23 protein-coding genes and 2 tRNA genes are annotated in these 21,053 nt (G+C 69.2%); 6 read left to right on the top strand and 19 right to left on the bottom strand.

What is annotated here, in order from left to right; genetic code table 11:
• The first annotated feature begins 15 nt into the window (after positions 1-15).
• On the top strand, positions 16-252 hold the full coding sequence (locus H7694_RS16180) for a cell division protein CrgA (RefSeq protein WP_193597451.1): 237 nt from the start codon (positions 16-18) through the stop codon (positions 250-252).
• Positions 253-416: 164 nt separating this feature from the next.
• Here H7694_RS16180 and H7694_RS16175 read toward each other — a convergent pair whose 3' ends face one another.
• Together H7694_RS16175 and H7694_RS16170 are read right to left on the bottom strand one after the other, a co-directional pair.
• Positions 417-1,304: a rhomboid family intramembrane serine protease gene (locus H7694_RS16175; RefSeq protein ID WP_193597450.1), complete on the bottom strand. Its 888-nt coding sequence runs from the start codon at positions 1,302-1,304 to the stop codon at positions 417-419.
• 63 nt (positions 1,305-1,367) lie between these two features.
• Entirely contained in the window at positions 1,368-1,925 is a 558-nt protein-coding gene (locus H7694_RS16170; protein WP_193597449.1) for a peptidylprolyl isomerase, read from the bottom strand.
• A gap of 137 nt (positions 1,926-2,062) precedes the next feature.
• Here H7694_RS16170 and H7694_RS16165 point away from each other — a divergent pair, with 137 nt between their 5' ends.
• A complete protein-coding gene (locus tag H7694_RS16165; RefSeq protein ID WP_193597448.1) occupies positions 2,063-2,557 on the top strand; it encodes a DNA helicase in 495 nt (164 codons plus the stop codon).
• 2 nt (positions 2,558-2,559) lie between these two features.
• A complete protein-coding gene (locus H7694_RS16160) occupies positions 2,560-3,042 on the top strand; it encodes an aminoacyl-tRNA deacylase (RefSeq protein WP_193597447.1) in 483 nt (160 codons plus the stop codon).
• Between the two features lie 48 nt (positions 3,043-3,090).
• Here H7694_RS16160 and H7694_RS16155 read toward each other — a convergent pair whose 3' ends face one another.
• Positions 3,091-3,513, bottom strand: coding sequence for an NUDIX hydrolase (locus H7694_RS16155; protein ID WP_193597446.1), 423 nt, complete (start codon positions 3,511-3,513; stop codon positions 3,091-3,093).
• Positions 3,514-3,629: 116 nt separating this feature from the next.
• Between H7694_RS16155 and H7694_RS16150 the strand changes: the two genes are divergently transcribed.
• Positions 3,630-4,103, top strand: a complete 474-nt coding sequence (locus H7694_RS16150; RefSeq protein WP_193597445.1) for a hypothetical protein — start codon at positions 3,630-3,632, stop codon at positions 4,101-4,103.
• A gap of 11 nt (positions 4,104-4,114) precedes the next feature.
• Here H7694_RS16150 and H7694_RS16145 read toward each other — a convergent pair whose 3' ends face one another.
• From H7694_RS16145 to H7694_RS16110, 8 genes are all read right to left on the bottom strand, one after another.
• The gene (locus H7694_RS16145; protein WP_193597444.1) at positions 4,115-4,960 is read right to left on the bottom strand and encodes a universal stress protein; all 846 of its coding nucleotides are present in this window, start codon (positions 4,958-4,960) and stop codon (positions 4,115-4,117) included.
• Positions 4,961-5,084: 124 nt separating this feature from the next.
• Entirely contained in the window at positions 5,085-5,438 is a 354-nt protein-coding gene (locus H7694_RS16140; RefSeq protein WP_193597443.1) for a hypothetical protein, read from the bottom strand.
• A 94-nt stretch (positions 5,439-5,532) separates the two neighbouring features.
• Positions 5,533-6,465: a helix-turn-helix transcriptional regulator gene (locus H7694_RS16135; RefSeq protein WP_193597442.1), complete on the bottom strand. Its 933-nt coding sequence runs from the start codon at positions 6,463-6,465 to the stop codon at positions 5,533-5,535.
• Between the two features lie 198 nt (positions 6,466-6,663).
• Positions 6,664-7,794 carry an aminotransferase class V-fold PLP-dependent enzyme gene (locus tag H7694_RS16130; protein WP_193597441.1) on the bottom strand — a complete coding sequence of 377 codons (1,131 nt, stop codon included), beginning with the start codon at positions 7,792-7,794 and terminating at the stop codon, positions 6,664-6,666.
• A gap of 44 nt (positions 7,795-7,838) precedes the next feature.
• A complete protein-coding gene (locus H7694_RS16125) occupies positions 7,839-8,447 on the bottom strand; it encodes a putative immunity protein (protein ID WP_193597440.1) in 609 nt (202 codons plus the stop codon).
• A gap of 19 nt (positions 8,448-8,466) precedes the next feature.
• Positions 8,467-9,219 carry an ABC transporter permease gene (locus H7694_RS16120; protein WP_193597439.1) on the bottom strand — a complete coding sequence of 251 codons (753 nt, stop codon included), beginning with the start codon at positions 9,217-9,219 and terminating at the stop codon, positions 8,467-8,469.
• Complete coding sequence (locus H7694_RS16115) at positions 9,216-9,956, bottom strand: ABC transporter ATP-binding protein (protein WP_193597438.1); 741 nt, start codon at positions 9,954-9,956, stop codon at positions 9,216-9,218. Before H7694_RS16115 ends, H7694_RS16120 begins: the two co-directional genes overlap by 4 nt.
• Before the next feature lies 1 nt (position 9,957).
• Positions 9,958-10,503: a TetR/AcrR family transcriptional regulator gene (locus H7694_RS16110; RefSeq protein WP_193597437.1), complete on the bottom strand. Its 546-nt coding sequence runs from the start codon at positions 10,501-10,503 to the stop codon at positions 9,958-9,960.
• Positions 10,504-10,673: 170 nt separating this feature from the next.
• Here H7694_RS16110 and H7694_RS16105 point away from each other — a divergent pair, with 170 nt between their 5' ends.
• Positions 10,674-12,887 (top strand): hypothetical protein, encoded by a 2,214-nt coding sequence (locus H7694_RS16105; protein WP_193597436.1) that lies wholly within the window; start codon positions 10,674-10,676, stop codon positions 12,885-12,887.
• A 284-nt stretch (positions 12,888-13,171) separates the two neighbouring features.
• On the opposite strand, the gene H7694_RS16100 is transcribed toward H7694_RS16105, so the two are convergent.
• The 6 genes from H7694_RS16100 to H7694_RS16075 form a co-directional block, all read right to left on the bottom strand.
• On the bottom strand, positions 13,172-13,732 hold the full coding sequence (locus H7694_RS16100) for a hypothetical protein (RefSeq protein ID WP_193597435.1): 561 nt from the start codon (positions 13,730-13,732) through the stop codon (positions 13,172-13,174).
• 130 nt (positions 13,733-13,862) lie between these two features.
• Positions 13,863-13,935: transfer RNA gene (locus H7694_RS16095), tRNA-Ala, on the bottom strand.
• A 37-nt stretch (positions 13,936-13,972) separates the two neighbouring features.
• Positions 13,973-14,046, bottom strand: a tRNA-Ile gene (locus tag H7694_RS16090).
• Positions 14,047-14,132: 86 nt separating this feature from the next.
• The gene (locus H7694_RS16085; RefSeq protein ID WP_193597434.1) at positions 14,133-14,933 is read right to left on the bottom strand and encodes a DUF4097 family beta strand repeat-containing protein; all 801 of its coding nucleotides are present in this window, start codon (positions 14,931-14,933) and stop codon (positions 14,133-14,135) included.
• Positions 14,930-15,631 (bottom strand): response regulator transcription factor, encoded by a 702-nt coding sequence (locus H7694_RS16080; protein WP_193597433.1) that lies wholly within the window; start codon positions 15,629-15,631, stop codon positions 14,930-14,932. The genes H7694_RS16085 and H7694_RS16080 overlap by 4 nt, the downstream gene beginning before the upstream one ends.
• Positions 15,619-16,965, bottom strand: a complete 1,347-nt coding sequence (locus H7694_RS16075; protein ID WP_193597432.1) for a sensor histidine kinase — start codon at positions 16,963-16,965, stop codon at positions 15,619-15,621. The genes H7694_RS16080 and H7694_RS16075 overlap by 13 nt, the downstream gene beginning before the upstream one ends.
• 117 nt (positions 16,966-17,082) lie before the next feature.
• Here H7694_RS16075 and H7694_RS16070 point away from each other — a divergent pair, with 117 nt between their 5' ends.
• Positions 17,083-17,805, top strand: a complete 723-nt coding sequence (locus tag H7694_RS16070; RefSeq protein ID WP_193597431.1) for a VIT family protein — start codon at positions 17,083-17,085, stop codon at positions 17,803-17,805.
• A 3-nt stretch (positions 17,806-17,808) separates the two neighbouring features.
• Here H7694_RS16070 and H7694_RS16065 read toward each other — a convergent pair whose 3' ends face one another.
• Together H7694_RS16065 and H7694_RS16060 are read right to left on the bottom strand one after the other, a co-directional pair.
• Complete coding sequence (locus H7694_RS16065) at positions 17,809-18,432, bottom strand: TetR/AcrR family transcriptional regulator (protein ID WP_227468188.1); 624 nt, start codon at positions 18,430-18,432, stop codon at positions 17,809-17,811.
• Complete coding sequence (locus tag H7694_RS16060) at positions 18,425-20,878, bottom strand: PEP/pyruvate-binding domain-containing protein (RefSeq protein ID WP_193597430.1); 2,454 nt, start codon at positions 20,876-20,878, stop codon at positions 18,425-18,427. Before H7694_RS16060 ends, H7694_RS16065 begins: the two co-directional genes overlap by 8 nt.
• Between the last annotated feature and the right edge of the window lie 175 nt (positions 20,879-21,053).

Here is a 21,053-nt window from a genome sequence, read left to right as displayed (position 1 = left end):
GCTAGACTGATGCCCATGGCACGATCTCGCGTACCCGAAGAGCCCGTCGACCGCCCGGAGGGCGACGAGGCCCCCAACGCCGTCTGGTTCAAGCCCGTCATGGTCGGCTTCATGCTGCTCGGGCTCGCTTGGATCCTGGTGTACTACATCTCCGGGTCGGTGTACCCGATCCCCGGCCTCGAGGGCTGGAACCTCGGCATCGGCCTGGGCATCGCCCTCATCGGCTTCCTCATGACCACACGCTGGCGCTGACGCCGGCCGACAGACGAAGGGCTCCTCGCGAACGCGGGGAGCCCTTCGTCGTTCACGCGGCGCAACTGGGCCGCATCGGAGTTCTCCCCAGAGTTATCCACAGGGTGGGGAGAATTACACCGGTGTTATTCACAGGGGAGGATAACCCTGTTAACAACGTCTGATCAGGACAGAAGGAGCGCCGGAGGCACGACCGCGACCGTGACGATGAGTACGACTGTGAGTGCGGCGACCAGGACGATCTGCCAGATGCGCTGCTCGCGGCGCCGGGTTCGCGTGTAGATCAGCGCGATCAGTGCGCCGACGATCGCGCCGCCGAGGTGGGCCTCCCAGGCGATGCCGCTGACGAAGAAGCCGAAGGCGAAGTTGATCGCGAGGATCACGAGGATGCCGGTGACGTTGGCCCCGATGTGGCGGCCGATGATGAGCAGCGCCGCCATGAGACCGAAGATCGCGCCGGAGGCGCCGACGGTCGAGGTTCCTGGCGCGATGACCGCCACGGCGACCGAGCCGCCGAAGCCGCTGATCAGATACAGCGCGATGTACCGGCCGCGGCCGAGCATGGGCTCGAGGATCTGCCCGAGCATCCACAGGGCGAGCATGTTGAGCGCGAGGTGCACGAATCCGCCGTGCGCGAAGACGGCGGTGAGCATCCGCCACGGCTCGAAGGGCGCACCGGAGAGGTCGGGATAGAGGAACGCGGCGGCGAACGCCAGCTCGCCGGTGATGATCCGGCCGACGCCGGGCAGCAGCTGCAGCAGGCCGATGAGCGAGGTGACCGCGAGCAGCACGTAGGTGACGATCGGGCGGCCGCTGCGGCCGGCCATCGTGACCGCCCCGCCGCGCCAGCGCTGTCGGGCACGGCGCTGCGCGGGAGTCTCGGCGTTGCGCTGCGCCTTCATGCACTCGGGACAGACCACGCCGACCGGACCCTGGGTCTGGCACTCGTGGCAGATGGTGCGCATGCAGCGCTGGCAGAGCACGAAGCTCTGCCGATCCGGATGCCGGTAGCAGAAGTTTTCGCGATTGCTCTCGAACTCTGGCGTCGTCATCCGGATCGGCTCGTGCTCTCTCGCTGGCTCTGTCGAGCGCGGGTCAGGTGCGGGTGACGCGACTCAGGCCGCGACGATGTCGACCGACTGCAGCACGACCGGCTCGATCGGGCGGTCGCCTGCGGCGGTCGGCACTGCCGAGATGGCGTCGACGACCTTCTTCGAAGCGTCGTCGGCGACCTCGCCGAAGATCGTGTGCTTGCCCTGCAGCCACGGGGTCGGGTCGGTGGTGATGAAGAACTGCGAGCCGTTGGTGCCCTCGACCTGGCCGGTGATGGCGTTGCGGCGCAGGCCGGCGTTCGCCATGGCGAGGATGTAGGGCTCGTTGAAGTTCAGCTCCACGTTGATCTCGTCGTTGAAGTTGTAGCCGGGGCCGCCGACGCCCTGACCGAGCGGGTCGCCGCCCTGGATCATGAAGTTCGGGATGATGCGATGGAAGATGACGTCCTTGTACAGGGCGCCCTCACCGGGCTTGCCGGTGGCGGGATCGGTCCACGCCTTGGACCCGTCGGCGAGGCCGACGAAGTTGGCGACGGTGTTCGGGGCGTGGTCGCCGAACAGGTTGATGACGATGTCACCGTGGTTGGTGTGCAGGGTTGCGACGTGAGAAGGCTGAGGCATGGTCATATTCTCGCAGAGCACTCCTGGGCGGGTCGCGTATGTTCGCACACAACGAAAGCGGATGCCAGATCACTGCTGCCATCCAGCCTCGTCTGGCAAGATGAACTCGAACGGACTCCGACCGACGGGAGAGCAACGTGAACCTCAGCCGCAAGCGCAAGAAGGAACTGCGCAAGCTTCAGGAAGACGCCGGCCAGCTCTGGGAGGCGCAGCAGGTGATCGTCGGCCACGCCGCGGACATCGCCCGTGAGGCCGGCCGCCAGCTCGGCAACTTCAACCGCGAGCAGGTGGTCCCGACCGTGCAGGACGCCTACAGCAGGCGCGTCGCTCCGACGGTCGACCGCGGACTGAAGATCGGCAAGCACGTCGTCGACGACAAGGTCGTGCCCATCGTCGGCGGTGTCGTCGGCACCGCCCTGTCGGCGTGGGATGTCGCCAACGCGAAGCGCGGCGATCTGCTGCACCGCGCGGCTCCCGCGCCGAAGAAGAAGAGCCTGGGCCTGGGATCGGTCGTCGCGATCATTCTCGGCGCCGCCGCGGCGATCGGCGTGGTCGCCGCAGCCTGGCAGGCGCTGCGCGCCGACGACGAGCTCTGGGTCGCCGACGACCCGCTGTCGACTCCGAACGCCTGAGCATGACCGACCCGCACGAGCGGATCCGCGCTGCGGCATCCGCTCGCGGCCTGGATATCGAGATCCGCGAGCGTCCTGCGGCGCGCAGCCTGCACGAGGCTGCCGCGCTGCTGGGCCTCGAGCCGTCCGACATCGTCAAGACGCTGGTGGTCAAACGTTCGGACGACACGTACCTGTTCGCACTGGTGCCGGGCGGACGCTCGATCTCGTGGCCGAAGCTGCGCGCCCTCGTCGGCGTGAACAAGCTGCGCCTGCCCGAGCCCGAGCTCGCGCTGGCGGCGACGGGGTACGAGCGCGGCACGATCGTGCCGATCGGCAGCACCACCGACTGGCCGGTCTACGCCGACGAGACGATCGCCGGGCGCCGCATCGCGATGGGCGCGGGCTCGCACGGCCACAGTCTGTTCGTCGACGCCGATGACCTCATCCGCGCCTACGGCGCGATCGTCGCCGACATCTCGGAGCCGGAGCAGCCCCGCGACTGATCGGCATTGCGCCACGGAGATCCGCTCGGTCGGCGTACGGATCGGGTGTCAGAGGATGCCGGCCATGCGCAACGCGATGTCGACGAGCCGCACGCGCTGCAGGGTGGCGACCTGCTCGCGGGTGAACCATCCCGCCCGGTCGGTGGAGCCGTTGCGCTCGAAGCGCAGCTCGCCGCCGGTCACCCGGCCGCGGTAGACGATCCGCAGGGTGTGCAGCGGCACCTCGGCCTTGTGGATGCGCTGCGAACCGGGGATGACCCGGGAGTGGATGCCGAGCAACTCGGTCGTCTCGATGTGGAACCCGGTCTCCTCGCGCAGTTCGCGCCGCACGGCGACCTCCGGATCCTCGCCGTCCTCGAGCCCACCGCCCGGCATCGTCCAGGCGATGCGGCGCCCCTCCGTCCAGCGCGCGAGCAGGACGCGATCGTCGTCGTCGGTGACGACCGCGTATGCGGCGACGCGCAGGTCCATGAACTCACAGTAACGCCCGCTGACGCGCCCGCTGCGACGGCGGCATCCGATCAGGAATCGAGAAGTACCCGCGTGCGCCGGCTCGTAGCGTGGGTTCAGACACGAAGGAGGCCATCATGGCGAAGACGGAGAAGACGGACAAGACGGACAAGACCGTGGTGTTCTCGGACGAGGAGCGCGCGGCGATGAAGGCGGCGTCCGCCGAACGCCGCACGGCCCGGTCGCGAGCGAAGAAGGATCCGGCCGAAGTGCGCCGCGAGGGCGAGGCTGAGGTGCGCGAGAAGCTCGCCGCCATGCCCGACGATGACCGCGCACTGGGCGAGGCACTGCACGCGATGGTCGCCGAGGCGGCGCCGCACCTCGTGCCCAGGACGTACTACGGCATGCCCGCCTACGCGAACGAAGCGGGCAAGGTCGTGTGCTTCTACAAGCCGCGCTCGAAGTTCAAGGTGCGCTACTCGACCTTCGAGTTCGATCAGGCAGCGAACCTCGATGAGGGCACGGTGTGGCCGACGGCATACGCGGTCACGGCGCTCGGCGACGAGCAGCTCGCATTCCTCGCCGAGCGGGTCCGCCGCGCGGCATCCTGACTACGCGCTCGTCAGCGCACGACGGCGGTGACCGTGGCCAGGCGCTGCAGCACCTCGTGGCTGATCGAGCCCAGCAGGAAGCGGCGCACCGCGCCGTGGCCGCGGCTGCCGACGACGGTAAGCCGTGCGCTCTCGGCGAGGTCGTTGATGATGACGGACGGGAACCCCTCGGCGACGGCCTCTTCGATCTCGAGCCCGGGGTAGCGGCTGCGCAGTCCGGCTAGCGAGATGGCCAGTGCCTCGCGGGCGTTCTGCTCCATGCCGTCGCGGTAGGCCTGCGGGCTGACCATCAGCGAGTTCCGCGGCGCGGCGATCGGCGTCCACACGATCACGGCGGTGAGCGGCTCACCGAGACGGTCGGCCTCGGCGGCGGCGAAGGCGATCGCCGCCTCCGACACCGGGGATCCGTCGACACCGACGACGACGCCGCTGCGCTCTCCGTCGATCTCGAAGTCGGGCACGACGACCACGGGGCTGTGTGCGCCGGCGACGATGCGGATGCCGTGGGATCCGCGCGCCGGGCCTTCGCCCGGGCCGCGGTAGTCGCTGCCGATGACCAGCAGCGCGGCGCCCTCGGATGCCGTGCTGAGCACGGTCACGGGGTCGCCCGCCTCGACGCGGGTGGTGACGGTCAGCCCGTCGCGGCGGATGCGCTCGGCCTCCCCGTCGAGGTGCTGCTGCGTCGCCTCGACGGCGGCCTGCAGCACAGCGCCCTCGCCGATCGTTCCGACGGCTCCGCCGACGACGCTCAGCAGCTCGATGCTCTGCCGATGTGCCGTGGCTCGCGAGACGGCCCATTCCACAGCGCGGCGGCTGCTCGAGGCCTCAGTGACACCGACGACGATCTTCTCGCTCATGTCCGGCTCCATCTCTGCGGGTCTCTCACTCTAGTGCGACGAGCCGGTTCGTGCGCGGGTGGGAGCCGGGGAATTCCGCCGTCGCACCGGGAGTGCGAGCAGCGCCCCGGCGCGGCATCCGACGTTAGGCGAGTTGCAGGTCTTCCGGCGTCTTGTCGCCGGCGGTCTCGTCGACGGCCTCGATGTGCTCCTCGGTGAGCCGGATGCCGCCGCTGCTGTTGGCCGAGGCGGCGAGCTCATTGAGCCACTGCTGGCTCAGGGCCGGCGTCACGGGATCGTCGAAGACGAACCGCAGCGGAATGGACGGGTGCAGCCACAGCGTCGATCGGCCCGGCTGCTCGCCCTCGGGGTGCTGCCACGACAGCGTGAAGCTCTCGTTGCGCCGCAGCTTCGTGGCGAGGACGACCTTGAGGTGGGCGAGCGTACGATCCTCGATCGTGATCGGTTCGTTCGCATCGCCGTAATAGAGCTGACCCATGCGCTCACCGTACGTCAGGTCGGCATGGTTGCCGCCATCCGCCGAAGCGGAGGGACATTCAGCGCAACCGGCGTTCGCTTCCTGGACGGAAACGTCACTCGCCGTCGAGGGTGGCGCGCGGGTGGCGGCCGTAGACCTGACGGTACGTGGTGGTGAAACGTGAGGGATTGCCGAACCCCCATCGCCGGGCGATCTCGGTGACCGACGAGCCCGGCTCCGCGGTCTGCAGCTCGCGGTGCGCGCCGTCCAGCCGCACCTTTCGCAGGTACTCGGTCGGCGTGGTGTCGAGCGCGCGCCGGAACGCGTACTGCAGACCTCGAGTGGAGATGTGTGCCGCCTCGGCCACGTCTTCGAGGGTGATCGGCTCCTGCGCGTGCTCGTCCATGTAGGCGACCGCCCGGCGCACCACCGAGGTGCCCGCGAACCTCGGTTCGCGCATCGCCGCATCGAGAAAGGTCGAGTGGAAGGTGCTCAACGTGGTCACCAGTGCGTGACGCACCAGACCCGCCTCGATCAGCTCATCGTCCTCACCGGCGGCCATGGCGTTCAGGACGTAATCGAAGCTGCGGTTCCAGTTGCGCGCGGCGACGTCGCTGCGCGGCGTGACATCGGCCAGCCGGATCCTGAGCATGTCGTCGCCGGTGATGCGTCGGGCCAGCTGCTCGGCGATGCTGCGGTCGAAGATGAACGCACTGACCTCGGCGGTGCCCTCCCAGTACGCCTCCACCTGGGCGCCGTCGGTGGCCCACGGCTGCTCGACGTCGAGCGAGCTGCGCGCTCCCCGCACCCAGCCGCTGGGCGTCGAGACGCGGCACGCCAGGATCTGATCCTCGGGTCGCACCGCGGAGTTCACGGTCGCGCTGAGTGCGTAGCGCACGACCGACAACCCGCCGCTCTGCGCCGACCTCCACTGGAACGCGAAACGCTGCGGGTCGATCTTCTCGATACGCGCCGAGGGCACGTACTGCGACCAGAGCTCTTCCACATCCGCGACATCCCGGGAGTCGACCCGAACGAAGTCCGCCATGATCCCTCCTGACCGCGCAAGTCGTCCTGGACTTTCGGGGATGGCAGGATCGCCCCCCGTTCCCCACCATACGTGCCGCTGGGGAAGTCCGGGCCGTGAGGCGGAAAATCTACCCCCTTGCGCAGCATCCGCTCAGTCGGGTACTTTGGGCGCCCGTTCGGGCGCGGCGGTCAGGGAGCGCTGCGAGTTCCGAACCGCTCAGCCGGCGATGGCGTCGAGTGCGGCCTCGAGCCGCGCGACCGTGCCGCCGATGTCGGCGAGCTTGTCGAGCCCGAACAGGCCCAGCCGGAACGTCGAGAACGACTCCGGCTCGCCGCAGTGCAACGGCACGCCGGCGGCGATCTGCAGGCCCTGCTCCCTGAAGAGGGCGCCGGAGCGCAGCCCCGGATCGCCGGTGTGCACGACGGCCACGCTGGGCGCGGCGAATCCGGATGCGGCGACCGAGGGCAGCCCGCGCTCGGCCAGCAGTGCGCGCACGCGCGCGCCGAGCTCGAGCTGGGCGTCGCGCAGCTCGGCGAGGCCACGCTCGCGGGTCTCGAGCATCAGCTCGAGGTTGTGCGCGATCGTGTCGGTCGGCATCGTGGCGTGGTAGGTCGCCGATCCGTCGCGGTACGCGTCGGAAATGGCGAGCCAGCGGCCGAGGTCGAGCGCGAAGCTCGTCGCGGTGCCGGATGCCACGGCATCCCGACCCTTCTCGCTGAGCATGACGTAGCCGACGCCGGGGGATCCGCTCCATCCCTTCTGCGGGGCGCTGATGAGCACGTCGACGCCGAGCGCGCGCATGTCGACCCACAGGGCGCCGGAGGCGATGCAGTCCAGCACGAGGATGCCGCCGACCGCGTGCACCGCCTCGGCGAGCGCGGCCACATAGTCGTCGGGCAGCAGGATGCCGGCTGCCGTCTCGATGTGCGGGGCGAAGACGACCTCGGGTCGCTCGGCGCGGATGGTCTCGACGACCTCGTCGATGGGGGCGGGGCTCCACATCGCCTGCGCGTCGTCGCCATCCGGTCGCGCCGCGCACACGGTGACGGCGGAGGCGATCGAGCCGGACTCGAGGATCTGCGACCACCGGTAAGAGAACAGTCCGTTGCGCACGACGAGCGTGCGGCGGCCGGTGGCGAGCTGACGGGCGACCGCCTCCATCGCGTAGGTGCCGCCACCGTTGATCACCGCCGCGCTGTCGGCGTTGTACGTCTCGCGCAGGATCTCGAGCGTCTGCTGCATCACCCCGACGAACCGCGCCGACATGTGGTTCAGCGAGCGGTCGGTGAACACCACCGAGTACTCCAGCAGTCCGTCGGGATCGATGTCGTGGTGGGGAAGGCTCATGCCTCCCAGAGTGGCACACGGTGCGGCGCGCCCGACGCCCCGCGTCAGGTGGCGGATGCTGCCAGTTGCGCCTGGATCTCACGGATCGTCGTGGCGAGCATCCCGGATGCCAGCAGCCCGGCGCCGAGCGGACCCGACGAGTCCTCACCCAGCAGGGGCAGTCGTGCCAGCGCAGCCCGCACCTCGGCGGTCATGTGGTCGAGCTGCCAGCGCACCTCCGCACGGCGCGCGGACTCCTGCGCGGCCTCACGGTCGGTCCTGCTCGCCCGGTCTGTCCTGCTCGCCCGGTCTGTCCTGCTCGCCTGGTCGGCAGCAGCGAGGGCCGCGGCTCGTGCCGCGTACGCAGCGGCACCGAGCGCGTGCGCACCCATGTGCGCGACACCCGAGGCCTGACCGGCGGCACGCGCAGCGGCCACGGCGGCCGGGGCCTTCGCCGAGTGCGCGGCGCGGCCCGCGACGAACCGGTCGCGGATCTCGTCCGCGGCATCCCGCTCCCCGCGCCCGAACGCCCGTACCCTGGCGATGCCGTCCCGCGCACGATCCTCGTGCGGGGCGTCGGCCTCGAACAGGGGGAGCACGCGCTCGGCGCAGTCCGCCGCCCACAGCGCAACCAGCCGGCGGTCCTGCTCACTGAGCGTCTGCGGTGATGCCATGCGCTCCATCCTGTCCTGATCAGCGGTCGAGCTGCAGCCGCGACCAAGCCAGCCAGGTGAGAGCGGTGAAGAGGAGGGCGAGGGCCACGGTGAGGCTCAGCTGCAGCATGCTCACGGCCGCGCCGTCCGTCATGGCCCAGAGCGCCGGTGCCGCCAGCGGCATCCATCCTCCGGCCCCCGCGAGGGCTCCGACCTGCGCGGCGACGACCAGGGCGATGGTGCCGGCGACGGCACCGAGCAGGGACCGGGTGAGGGTGGCGATCCATGCCACGGGGATCGCGATGCCCGCCGAGAGCAGTGCGAGAGCCCAGAGCCGGCCCAGCGAGGCCCAGCCGTCGCCGTCGAGCGGACCGTAGCCGGCCAGCAGCCCCAGCATGACCACGCCGAGCACGAGAGCCGTGCTGACAAGGGTCGCCCAGAGCGCGTAGACGAGAAGCTTGCCGAGCGCGATGCGCCCTCGGCTGATCGGCAGGGCGAACAGGCCGGTGATGGTGCCGTCGATGAACTCGCGGCCGAACATCCAGGCCAGCACGATTCCGAACCCGAGCACCGTGGCGACGGCAGTGATCTGGGTGGCACCGGCGAGCAGTCCGTGCCAGTTCAGTACGGCGGCGGGTCCGGCCTGGGCGATCAGCTCGGGATTGCCGCCGGCGACGCCGGCGGTGATGCCGCCGAGCAGCCCGAGGATGCCGAGGACGACCGCGAGCGTGGCGATCGCACCGACCAGCGAGTGCGTCAGCTTGATCGCCTCGACGCTGATCGCCGCCCTCATCGACCGACCTCCGCGGCCTCACGGCGGGCGTCGTCCTCGCGGACGCGCTCGAAGAATGCGCGTTCGAGATCGCTGCCCGTGGTGTCGAGTTCTCCGATCAACCGGCCCCCGTTCATCAGCAGCACGCGGTCGGCGATCCGTGACACCTCATCGAGATGATGGCTGCTGACCAGGATCGCCGCGTCTTCTCGGGCGCGCCGGATCAGCTGCTCACGCAGCAGGAGCACGGAGGCCGGATCCAGCGCGTTACCCGGTTCGTCGAGCACGATCACCCGGGGATCGTGCTGCAGCGCTGCGGCCAGGCCGACCCGCTGCCGGTTACCCAGCGACAGCCGGCGGAAGCGGCGATCAGCCACCGGGCCGAGCTGCCACTCGGCGATCGAGCGCGGCACCGTGCCATCGGGATCGGCACCGTGCAGCAGTGCGGCGATGTAGAGGTTCCTGCGGGCGGTCAGTTCGGGATAGACCAGGGGCATTTCGATCAGGGCACCCACCTGCGCCCAGACAGCCGCCGGCACGATGGTCGGCGTGCGGCGCTGCTCGAGCGCGTGACCGAGGACGCGCACAAAGCCCTGCTGCGGGCGCAGCATCCCCAGTGCCAGCCTCATCAGCGTCGTCTTGCCGACCCCGTTCAGCCCGATCAGCGCCACAATCTCTCCCGCGCCGACCGTGAACGTCAGATCGGACACTCCGCCGCCGCCGCGGAACAGGCGGGTGACGTTCTCGAACGCGAGCATGTCACTGGCCGCCGAGCACGTCGAGTGCGGCGCCGAGTGCGGCATCCAGCGTGGTCTGCTCCGATCGCGCCCACTGCAGCAGTGCGGTGCTCAGCCCTGCGATCAGGGCGGTCGCGGCGACCCGCGCCTGCTCCTCGCTCGTGCCGCGATCCACCAGTGCGGCGACGAGTGCGGCGACGGTGTCGTCGCTGCCCCGCTCGATCGCCCCGCGCAGTGCGGGGGTGCGGGCGATGAGCTCGAGTCTGGCGCGCAGCATCCGCACGTCATCGGCGCCGATCCGCGCCCATGCCTGCCGGATCCCCTCGGCGAGGGCGCGCATCGCCGGCTCCTCGGCGGGGCGCTCGCGCACAGCCTCGGCCAGGAGAGGGTCGAACGGGTCGGTCACCACCAGCGCCTCCTTGGTCGGGAAGTGCCGGAACAGCGTCATCTCACTCACACCCGCGCGCTCGGCGATGTGCGCCATCGCCGTCGCCTCATACCCGCGCTCGGAGAACAGCTCCCACGCCGCCTGCGCGAGCGCCTCATGCGTGCGTTCCCATCGACCCATGCTGCAATGTTAGTCACTAACAATCAGGAGTCAAGGGGCGGACGACGTGCTGCATCGAACCGCGAGGCGACTGCCGTCGAGCACGGGCAGTCGCGCGTCTCGTCGGAGCGCCGACACGCGGTGCCGCGTGCCCGGTCGGCGCCCGGAGCTGAACTCGCTAGCGTTCAGGTATGGGCGACCCGAGTGCAGAGCATGTCATCGTCGGCTTCGACTTCTCCGGCGACCCGATGCTCAGGGGGGAACGGCTCACCTTCGAAGAGGGGCTCACCGTCCTGTACGGATTGAATGGAACAGGCAAGAGCCGCCTGATTCGCGGCATTCGAGGGGCCCTTCTGGGTGTGCAGACAGATGTCAACGTCAGCCTGCTCGCCCGCGCAGTCGTGACACAGGAGGCTGGGCTCTTCATCCCAGCCCCCTGGCGGCGCCAAAGGGACGATGCTCGGCCCTTTGCTCTCGCGCTTGCGCAGGAGCTCGCCGACCCCTCCGACTACAGGGCAGCGCCGGGCCAGCGCAGCTCAGAGCGCGAGTTCTCACCCGAGACCGTTGAGGCCGTCGTCATTAGGCACATCGAAGCGATGGTCGGGTGGGAGTACCCCGAGCTCAGAGCCGAGGTGCTGGATGACCGCCTTTTCGTCCTCGCACCGACAGGCACAGAAGGTGCTCCGTCATGGGATGCATACGCAGTAGCTGACAGATCCCGACCAGCTGCTGAGGCGGTTCTCCAGCAGTTGCGTCAGGTCGAGGAGACGTATCCGGACGACGATACCGACGACGACGAATTCGACGCATACGTCGAGAAGCTCCGCGCGATTCCGTTCTTTGCAACCGGAGGGGATGTCTTCATCGCACGCGGTCATCGTCGTGTGCGGGTGCAGCCTTCGAGCGTGGAGCTCTACAACATCACCATGACGGACCTCCTGTACGAGTCTCCCGTGAACCTTGAAGGACCAATCGACTTCGGCGTTGACGTGCTCACCCTGGAGCACGATGCTGTGGACGCCACTCATGACCATTTCGCCCGCCTGGTCGCTGGCGCACTCAACGACAAGCTGGGATTTGATGGCGATGAAGACTCGTTCGACGGCACGTTCAGCTTCGGAAACCCGGAATACATTCGGAACCTCTGGCACCGCCTTGCCGACGAGCGCCGCAAGAACGCGATCGAGTTCATCGAGCAGGCCATCGACGCTGCCGCCGAGCAACTCAGCGAGCGAGTGACCACGGCACTCCAGGATGTACTTCTCGACGCGCTCGTCGCACGGCTCGAAGTTGCTCCGTCTGCGCTTCGAGCCTCCATGCCGGCCTTGGAATGGCGCTTCCATCGGGCGTCCACTGCTCGAGTGCAGGTCGGCCTTGATGGTCTCTCGAAGGCCGAGCGCCTGTGGGCTGAGCGCTCCATCAATGAAGCGGTGTACTGGCACCGCCGGGAGCACGACGCCAGCAAACTGTTGTCGCTTCGTCCGGCGGTCTACCTCCTGGACGAGCCGGAGTCCGCCCTACATCGCGCAGCTGAGGCCTTCATGGCTAGAAGCCTGCTCGCGCGCGCAAAGGACGCTCCGCGGGCACTCATCGTCGCGACACACTCGCCGGAACTCCTCGACACCACCGAGGCACGACTGGTCGAACTGCGCCACGATGGTGGAGACAATCGGACACCGACCGTTCGTCGACTCGACTTCGCCGACCGCCAGGCCCTGGATGCCCTTGGCCTAACACCGAGCGACCTGTTGCGCTGGCCTCGTGTTCTGCTGCTCGTCGAAGGCATGCATGATGAGGTCCTCCTCGACCATTACTTCGCTGACCGACTTCGCGCGGCGCGCGTTGATGTGCTGGTGCTTCGCGGTGGAACAAAGTTGCACCCCACCGTGGACAGCAAGGTCTTGTTTGACCACACCGAAGCACACGTGGTAGCGCTGATGGACAACGAGAATGCCGAGACCCTCACCGCCACCTGGGCCAAGGCGCAGGTGGCAGCCGCTCAAGGCAACAAGCAAGCGGCTATCGACACCGTGCTCCACGGAATCCCGCTCACGAGCTCAGAATCCGGCTTCCTGCGCGAGTGGCTTCAAGCAGCACTGAAAAGGGACCTCGATAGTCGCATCACTCCGTACGCTCTCGAGGCTGCTGATATTATCGACTACCTGCCCGTGACCGCGTTCGTCCCGCAGGCGGAGTCATGGGCTGAGCTGCACGCTCAGCACCAGGCTGAACGCGAATCCGCACCAACGAAGACGGTGAAGAGATTCAAGCCGTGGCTACAGCAAAAGTTTCAATTCCGCTTCACCGAGGAGACACTCCGCGCCGCCGCGGAGGGAACCACCGCTCCCGCCGAGTTCGAGCGATTCATGAAGACGCTCGAATCAATCAGTGCGGCCAGGGGCTGAGCGTCGCCCATTCGGACCCAGTAGCTCGGTACGCGCGCCACCCGTACTCGTTGTCTAACCCAGCGGCGTCCGAGCGCCACTGCAGTGCATATCTGCTCATGCTGCTGGGCTCGGTGGAGCCCCTTCTCATAACGCATCAAACGCTCGTAGCGTTCCAAAGGACTCCTGTGAGTAGGGTTCGCATCGTACGGATAACCGCTCGAGCGCGCCCCGCTGCTCGAGCGTTGCGCAATCCCGGTGAGATTGCCGACCTGTGCGAGGTCTTCACCCCAGTGCACCCGACCTCAGTTCAGCTGATCCCGCGCAAGATCCATCAAGGTCTGCTTGTCCGCTCCGGCAGACGCGGACCAGTTCTCAAGAATCTCGATGATCGCGTCGTTGGTCGCCAGCGGAGCTTCGTCGTCACAACCGGCAATCTGCAATTGGGCCGCGCACTTGAAGGAGAGAAACATATCACTCTGGCCGTCGCGCAACGACTGCAGCACTGCGAGTGTCCGTGAGTCAGTGGTCGACATTACAGACCTCGCGTATCCAGCTTCAAGATCCGATTGCAACTGCGATGCGGTGCTCCAGAATGGTCCCGGGTCGGTTGGCTGCGGTTCTGGTGCGCCCTCACCAGCCCATGCCGACGCTGCCCAAACGAGTTCGTTGAACTCGGCGAAGGTCCCGAGGTATGCCGCATAGGCTGCGGCGCGGCGGTCAATCACATCTTGCTGGTGAGCCTGGTAAGTAGTCCAATAGACGCCCGCAAACGCGGCAATGGCTGCGAGTATCGCACTACCCGCCGCAACCCAGGCCGAGGTGTGCACGTGATCTCGCGTCTTCGGATGTACCCTCTTGCCCATGCAGCGAGTCTCGCACAGGATGAAGTCGGTCTACCGGCAGTTTGAGGTCAGCCTCAGTGACCGACCATAAGCCCAGGACTCGTCGTCGTGTTGCGAAGACGATAACGGCCCGGCACGCCGGGCTTTTTCGTGGAGCCTAGGAGATTCGAACTCCTGACATCTTGCTTGCAAAGCAAGCGCTCTACCAACTGAGCTAAGGCCCCGGAGCGGCGCGGTCACCGCGGATTTCCGCGAACGGAGTGGGGCTACCAGGACTTGAACCTGGGACCTCTTCATTATCAGTGAAGCGCTCTAACCGCCTGAGCTATAGCCCCGTCAACCTCCAAGACTTTACCGGATGAACCTGAGGAAAAGCGAATCGAGCCCGGCCTGCGTGCAGGCCGGGCGTTTCGATCCGTCGTCAGTCGTCAGAGGCCCGCAGGTTGATCGATCCGGCCGACACCTTCGCGGTGATCCGGCGGTCGCTGTCCGACCGCTGCGACAGCCCGTTGTTGATGGATCCGGCGCTGACGTTCTCACGCACGTCGTAGTCGGTGTCGGGCACGGTCAGGTCCAGCTGGCCGGCCTCCACGGTGATGGCGACCTGACTCGGGGCGTCGGTCAGCGTGGAGGTGATGCGGCCCGCGCTCACGGAGTACTTCGCCTCGGTGACGCTGCTCAGGTCGATGTCGGCCCGCCCCGCGTTCAGCTCGGCATCCAGCATCCGCGCCGCACCCTCCACGGTCAGCGCTCCGGCGTTGACGTCGAGCTGCAGTTCGCCGAACTCGCCGTCGACCGAGAGTGAACCCGCCTCGAGGGTGAGCTCGGCATCGAGACCGCGCAGCGACTCAGGCAGCAGGAGGGTCGCACGCTCGTCGCCGCGCAGCCAGTCCGGCCGGAACCAGTCGAACCCGCGGTCGGGCCCTCGAACATCGAGCTCGTCGTCGTCCCGGCTCAGGCGCCACCCGTCCGAGGGGCCGCCCTCGATGCGCAGCTGCGCCTCGGAGACATCGGCGAACTCCACCTCCATCGCGGCTCCGTGCACCTCGACGTCGAGCGAGGTCACGCCGCTCACATCCTGCTCCAGCGAACCCGCCTGCGGGCCGAGGCTGCGCACTCCGGCGAACGCCGCGCCCGCTCCGGTGCCCAGCAGGGAGACCCCGCCGATCACCGCCAGCACGACGGTCAGTGCGCCGACGCTCTTCTTGGTCGTGCCGTTCATCGCAGGCCTCCCTGATTGTCCCGTGCAGGGTCCGCGGACGCGGATCCGGTGTTCTCGATGTGGGCGAGTGCGGCGAGCACCCGCCGGTTGCCGTCCTCGGGCTCGAGCCCGAGCTTCTGGAAGATCGCGGTGATGTGCTTCTCGACGCTCGCCTCGCTGAGGAACAGCAGCCCCGCGATGGCGCTGTTCGACTTGCCCTCGGCGATCAGTGCGAGCACGGTGCGCTCGCGTTCGGTCAGGCGCATCATCCGCTCGTCGCGGTTGCGCCGGGTGAGCAGCTGAACCACGACCTCGGGGTCGAGCACCGTGCCGCCGGCGGCGATGCGCTCCACCGACTCGACGAACTCGGCGACGTCGGCGACCCGGTCCTTGAGCAGGTAGCCGAGCGCCCCGCCCTGTGCGGATCCGGCGGTGATCAGGTCGCTCGCGTACCGCTCCTCGACGTACTGGGAGAGCACCAGCAGCGGCAGGGCCGGATGCGCGGCGCGGATCGAGAGCGCCGCACGGATGCCCTCGTCGGTGAACGTCGGGGGCAGCCGCACATCGAGGATGCAGAGCTCGGGGTCGCGCTCGATCACGGCATCCGAGAGGCCGTTCGTGTCGGGCAGGGCCGCGACGACCTGGTGGCCGGCGTCTTCGAGCAGACGCACCAGACCCTCGCGGAGCAGGACGGAGTCCTCGCAGATCAGGATGCGCATGGCACCGTCACCTCCAGACTGGTCGGTCCGCCGGCGGGGCTGTCGAGGCGGAAGGTCCCGCCCGCGGCGAGGATGCGGTTGGTGATGCCGTCGAGTCCGCCGCCGGGCTGCACCTGCGCGCCGCCCATGCCGTTGTCCTCGACGCGCGCCCACAGGGCACCGTCACGGCTGCGCACCACCACACGGCATTCGCTGGCCCGCGAGTGCTTGGCCGCGTTGGTCAGCGACTCGGCGATCGCGAAGTAGATCGCCGCCTCGGCATCCCGGCATCCGGCGTTCGCACCGGTCATGCCCGGGTCGAGCCGCACGTCGAGCTGCACGGGGATGTGCGAGCGTCCGGCGAGGGCCGAGAGGGCCGCGTCGAGTCCGCGGTCGTCGAGCACCGAGGTGTGGATGCCGCGGGCGAGCTGTCGCAGCTCGGTGATCGCGGCCTTCGTCGAGGTGTGCGCCTCGTCGATCAGTGCCTTGGCTGTCGTGGGGTCGGTGTCGATCTTCTGCTGCGCCAGCCCCAGCGTCATCCCGACCGAGACCAGCCGGGGCTGGACGCCGTCGTGCAGATCGCGTTCGATGCGGGTGCGCTCGAGCTCGGCGGCGCGGACCGCGCCGGCCCGCTGGGCGGAGGTGGTGCGCACCTGCGCACTGAGCTCCGCCTCGCGGCTGGGCACGACGAGCGTGCGGCTGAGCAGACGGTGCAGCAGCGCGAGGCCGATGATCGCGGCGGCTGCGGCGAGAACACCGAGGATGCCGACGACCGGCGTCCATCCGAGCAGGATCGTGGTGCCCAGCGGACCCTCGACGGGTCCGTCGGCGCGCAGCGGCGCGAAGGCGTAGGCGAACGACCAGATGCCGGCCCAGAACAGGCGCAGCACGATGGCGCCGGTGATCGCGCCGAGCAGGAAGTTGAGGATCGCGCGCCACATCGCCCCGTCGATCGACTGCCGACCGACGTTGCGCAGCCAGCCGCCGAAGCCGGGGCGGGTACGCGGACGCCAGCGCAGGTCGGGTAGGTCGTCGCCGTAGAGGCCGCTGACGCGGCGCACCTCGAACCAGGCGACGCCGAACAGCGCGTACACGAGCCCGAGCAGGACGAACAGGCCGATGCCGAAGATGAAGACCAGTCCGAGGCCGACGCCCAGCATGGTCGTGAGGAAGACGAACACCGCCGTGCCGAGAGTGCCGAGCGCGGCGAGCTCGAGGACGGTGAGGAAGATGCGCAGCGGACGCTTCGGGGCGTCGGCGGATGCCGCGGGGCGCGGCGGGCTCGCGGGCGCCGGCGGAGTCGTGGCGGCACCCGTCGGCGCCGGGGGCGGCGTGGGGGTCGGATTCGTGGTCATGGCTCAAAGGTACGGGCGGCCGGTCGCACGGGGGAACGGGGGAGACCGGACACCTGGGTTCGGGTTTTCCCTACCGTTCATCGCCCCTGCGGTGCTCGCGGATGGTTCACTGGGGGCATGACAGCATCCGATCCGCTGCACCCCGACGAGCCGCACGGCGGCGGTGTCGGTCAGCGGCTGAACTGGCTGCGCGCCGGCGTGCTCGGCGCGAACGACGGCATCGTCTCGGTCGCCTCGCTGGTCGTCGGCGTCGCCGGTGCGACGACCGACAACGCGGCGCTGCTGATCGCCGGACTCGCGGGCCTGGTGGGTGGCGCGATCTCGATGGCGCTCGGCGAGTACGTGTCGGTGAGCAGTCAGAGAGACAGCGAGCGCGCGCTCATCCACAAGGAGCGCGAAGAGCTGCGCACCATGCCCGAGGAAGAGCTCGACGAGCTGACCCAGCTGTATCGGCAGCGCGGGCTGACCGAGCAGACCGCGCGGCAGGTCGCTGTCGAGCTGACCGAGCACGATGCCCTCGCGGCGCACCTCGAGGTGGAGCTGGGCATCGACCCCGACGATCTCGTCAATCCCTGGCACGCGGCGATCTCGTCGGCTGTCGCGTTCACGATCGGCGCGCTGCTGCCGTTGGTGGCCATCCTGCTGCCCCCGCCGAGTGTGCGCGTGCCGGTCACGTTCGTCGCGGTGCTCATCGCCCTCGCCGCGACTGGGTTCATCGGCGCGAAGATCGGCGGGGCCCCGCCGCTGCGCGCGTCCTTGAGACTCGTGGTCGGCGGTGCGCTGGCGCTGGCGGCCACCTGGCTGATCGGAACGCTGCTCGGCACGACCGGCATCGTCTGAACGTCAGCCGGCGGGCGGGCGGTTCGGCGGGCCGGTCACGGGTGCGTGCAGCAGCGGGAGGATGACCGTGTCGACGATCTCGTCGACGTCGTGCTCGTCGACCGAGCGGAAAAGGAAGCGGTCGCGCATGAGCGCCTGCCCGACGTCGAGGCGCGCGTCGGTCACGGCATCCGGGTCGATCTCTCCGCGTGCGACCGCTCGCTGCACCGCCTCGCCCATCAGCCGCCGGCCCATCCGCAGCGACAGGGCCGAGAGATCGTCGGTGCGGAGGCGATCGGCGAGCATCTCCGAGAGCAGAGCGCGCAGCGCCTCGCCGAGCGGTCCCGACAGCAGCCGCGTGGTCTGTCCGAGCAGCGCGCGCAGGTCATCGCGCAGACTGCCGGTGTCGGGCGAACCTGCGGGGTCGCGCATCAGGTGGTACACCGTGTCGCGGACGAGCTCGGCCCGCGAATCCCACCGCCGGTACAGCGAGGCCTTGCCGGCGCCCGCACGCTCGGCGACGCCCTCCATGGTCATCCCGGCGTAGCCGTTCTCGTCGAGCTCGGCGACGACGGCGGCGTGGATCGCGTCGAGCAGCGCGTCGCCTCGGCGGCGCGGACGGGGAGCGGCGGATGCCGTGTCAGGCACGGGTCACCGTCCCGGTGATCCCGTCGACTGTGACGCGTTCGCCGTCGGTCAGCACGCGGGTGCCGTCGCCGGTGCCCATCACAGCGGGCAGCCCGTACTCGCGCGCGACGATCGCCGCATGCGAGGCGATGGACCCGGTGTCGACGACCACCGCGCAGGCACGCAGGAACAGCGGAGTCCACGCGGGATTCGTGTACGGGCACACGAGCACATCGCCGTCCTGCAGCAGGTGGAAGTCCGCGGCATCCCGGATCACCCGCGCCGGGCCGGTCGCCGTCCCGCCGCCGGCCGGGGCGCCGGTCACGACGGCCGCGTCGTGCGGATCCCTGTCGAAGACCGCGCGCACGTCGACCACGGGGATGCCGGCCAGCTCCGCCCGCTTCGCCGCCCGCTCGGTGACCAGTCCACGCAGGCGGCTCACCTCGCCGTCGGTGAGGGCAGCGACATCCCGGATGCTCGTCAGCTCATCCCAGCGCAGATGGAACACGTCGAACGCCTCGTCGACCACGCCGGCGAGCTGCAGGCGCCGTCCGATCTCGAGCAGCGCCCGGCGCAGCGCCGGAAGGGATGCCGTGAAGTAGAAGTGGCTGTCCTCCCGGTAGGCGACGCCGGCCTGTGCGGCCCGCACCCACCGGCGCACCGCCGTGCGCAGAGGACGCCAGCGCAGCAGAGGGTGACGGAGCAGCTGCTCGAGCGCCTGCTCCGACCCGGATCGCCGATCGGTCTCGGGCTCGTGGTCGACGAAGCCGGCGACCATCCCCACGATCACGTCAGGCGACTCGGCGAGCGTCGGCGGGCTGACCAGCAGCGGAGACGCGGTCTCCTTGCGGCCGAACTCGCGCAGATACCCGGCGAGGGCATCCGCGAACACCGGGTGGCCTCCTTCGCCGAGCGTCTCGACGACCTCCTGCGGGGTGCGCTCGGCGAGCAGGGCGCGCAGCGCGGCATCCTCTCGCACCATCGCGGCCATCTCGACGAGCGCCTGCTCCGAGTCCGCGGTGCGGGTGGGGGCGCCGCCGGTGAGGGCGCCGAGCAGCCGCCGCCGTCCGAGCAGGGTGAGCACGATGGCGAGGCGGGCGATGGCGAGCCCCGCGCCGGGCAGGTAGTCGATCCGCATGTCGCGGCTGATGTCCATCAGCCCCAGCGCGCGCTCGGGCACCGCGAGCAGGTCGCGCCAGCTGAGGTCGGCCAGCGGCAGGGCATCGAGCTCATCCGAGGCGCTCAGCAGGCGGGCGAGCCGCGGATCGTCCTGCCAGTCCTCCGGGTGGAACCGCCGTGCCTTCGCCGCGATGCGGAACGGCGCGAGCAGGGCACCGGGCCCCGGATGCGGGTTCGGGGCGGTGAACCCCGTCACGACGCCGTCCTCTTCGCGCAGATAGTCGCGGAACGCGCCGCGCAACCCGAAGTACTCGGTGATCTGGCGCATCATGTCGGCAGGTCCCCGGCCGAGCCAGGTCGTGACATCGAGCGGGTAGGGGCGCACCGACAGGTACTCACTGAAGATCATGGACTGCACCCGCTGCCGGCTGTTGAGCTTCGCCTGCTCGGGCGGCAGCGCGGTCATCGGCCGTGCCTGCAGGATGAACACCTCGCCGTCGGCGATCGCCCATTCCATGTCCTGCGGGCGCCCGAAGTGCTCCTGTGCGACGCGGGCATATCCGGCGAGCTGCCGGAGCTGTGCGGCATCGAGAAGCGGAGCATCGGATGCCGTCGCCGCTTCCTCGCGCACGCCACCGCCGGCATCCCGGCGGATGATGACCTCGGCCCGCCCGGGTCGGTATTCGAGCCGGTTTCCCTCGTCGTCGAGCAGGTAGTGGTCGGGCGTGACGCTGCCCGAGACGACGGCCTCGCCGAGACCGGCGGCGCCGTCGACGACGATGCGGTCGCGAGCGCCGCTGACCGGATCGGCGCTGAACATCACGCCGGCGAGATCCGAGTCGACGAGCGTCTGCACCACGACGGCGATGCGCACGGTGTGCGGGTCGACGCGGCGTTCGCGCCGGTACGACACCGCGCGGTCGGTCCACAGCGACGCCCAGCAGTCGCGAACCGCGTCGATCACGGCATCCGCTCCGACGATGTTCAGATAGGTGTCCTGCTGACCGGCGAACGCCGCACCGGGAAGGTCTTCGGCCGTGGCGCTCGAGCGCACCGCCACGGCGACGTCAGAGCCGAGCGCGCGGTACGCCGTCGAGATCTCATCGCGCAGTGCATCGGGCACGGGCGCTGTGCTCAGCATCCGCCGCAGTTCTTCAGGCTGCGCTCTGTCGACGCGCTCGGCGAGCCCCACCGCCTCGGCGGCCTGCGCATAGGCCTCGGTGGTCACCACGAAACCGCCCGGCACGGGCAGTCCCGCGCGGATCAGCTCCCCGAGGTTGGCGCCTTTGCCGCCGGCGACCGCCAGGTCGTGTCGGCCCAGCTCCTCCAGCCCCACCACCGTGCGCATCCGAACTCCTTAGTGAACGTGACGTTCACTATATTCCTCCCACTCCTCCCATCACGCAACCCTTCACTTCGTCTCGCTGGCGCTCGCTCAGTACAGGCGACAGGCTCAGGGACCCAGTCAGGCGAACAGGTGCCGAGGGTGCGGAGATGTTCCCGGAGCGAGCATCGGGGAGGGG

Origin of the sequence: Microbacterium sp. YJN-G (assembly GCF_015040615.1) — a bacterium.
Lineage (GTDB): Bacteria > Actinomycetota > Actinomycetes > Actinomycetales > Microbacteriaceae > Microbacterium.
Note: the sequence above shows the minus strand (reverse complement) of the source record. Positions and strands in the feature narration are given on the sequence as shown.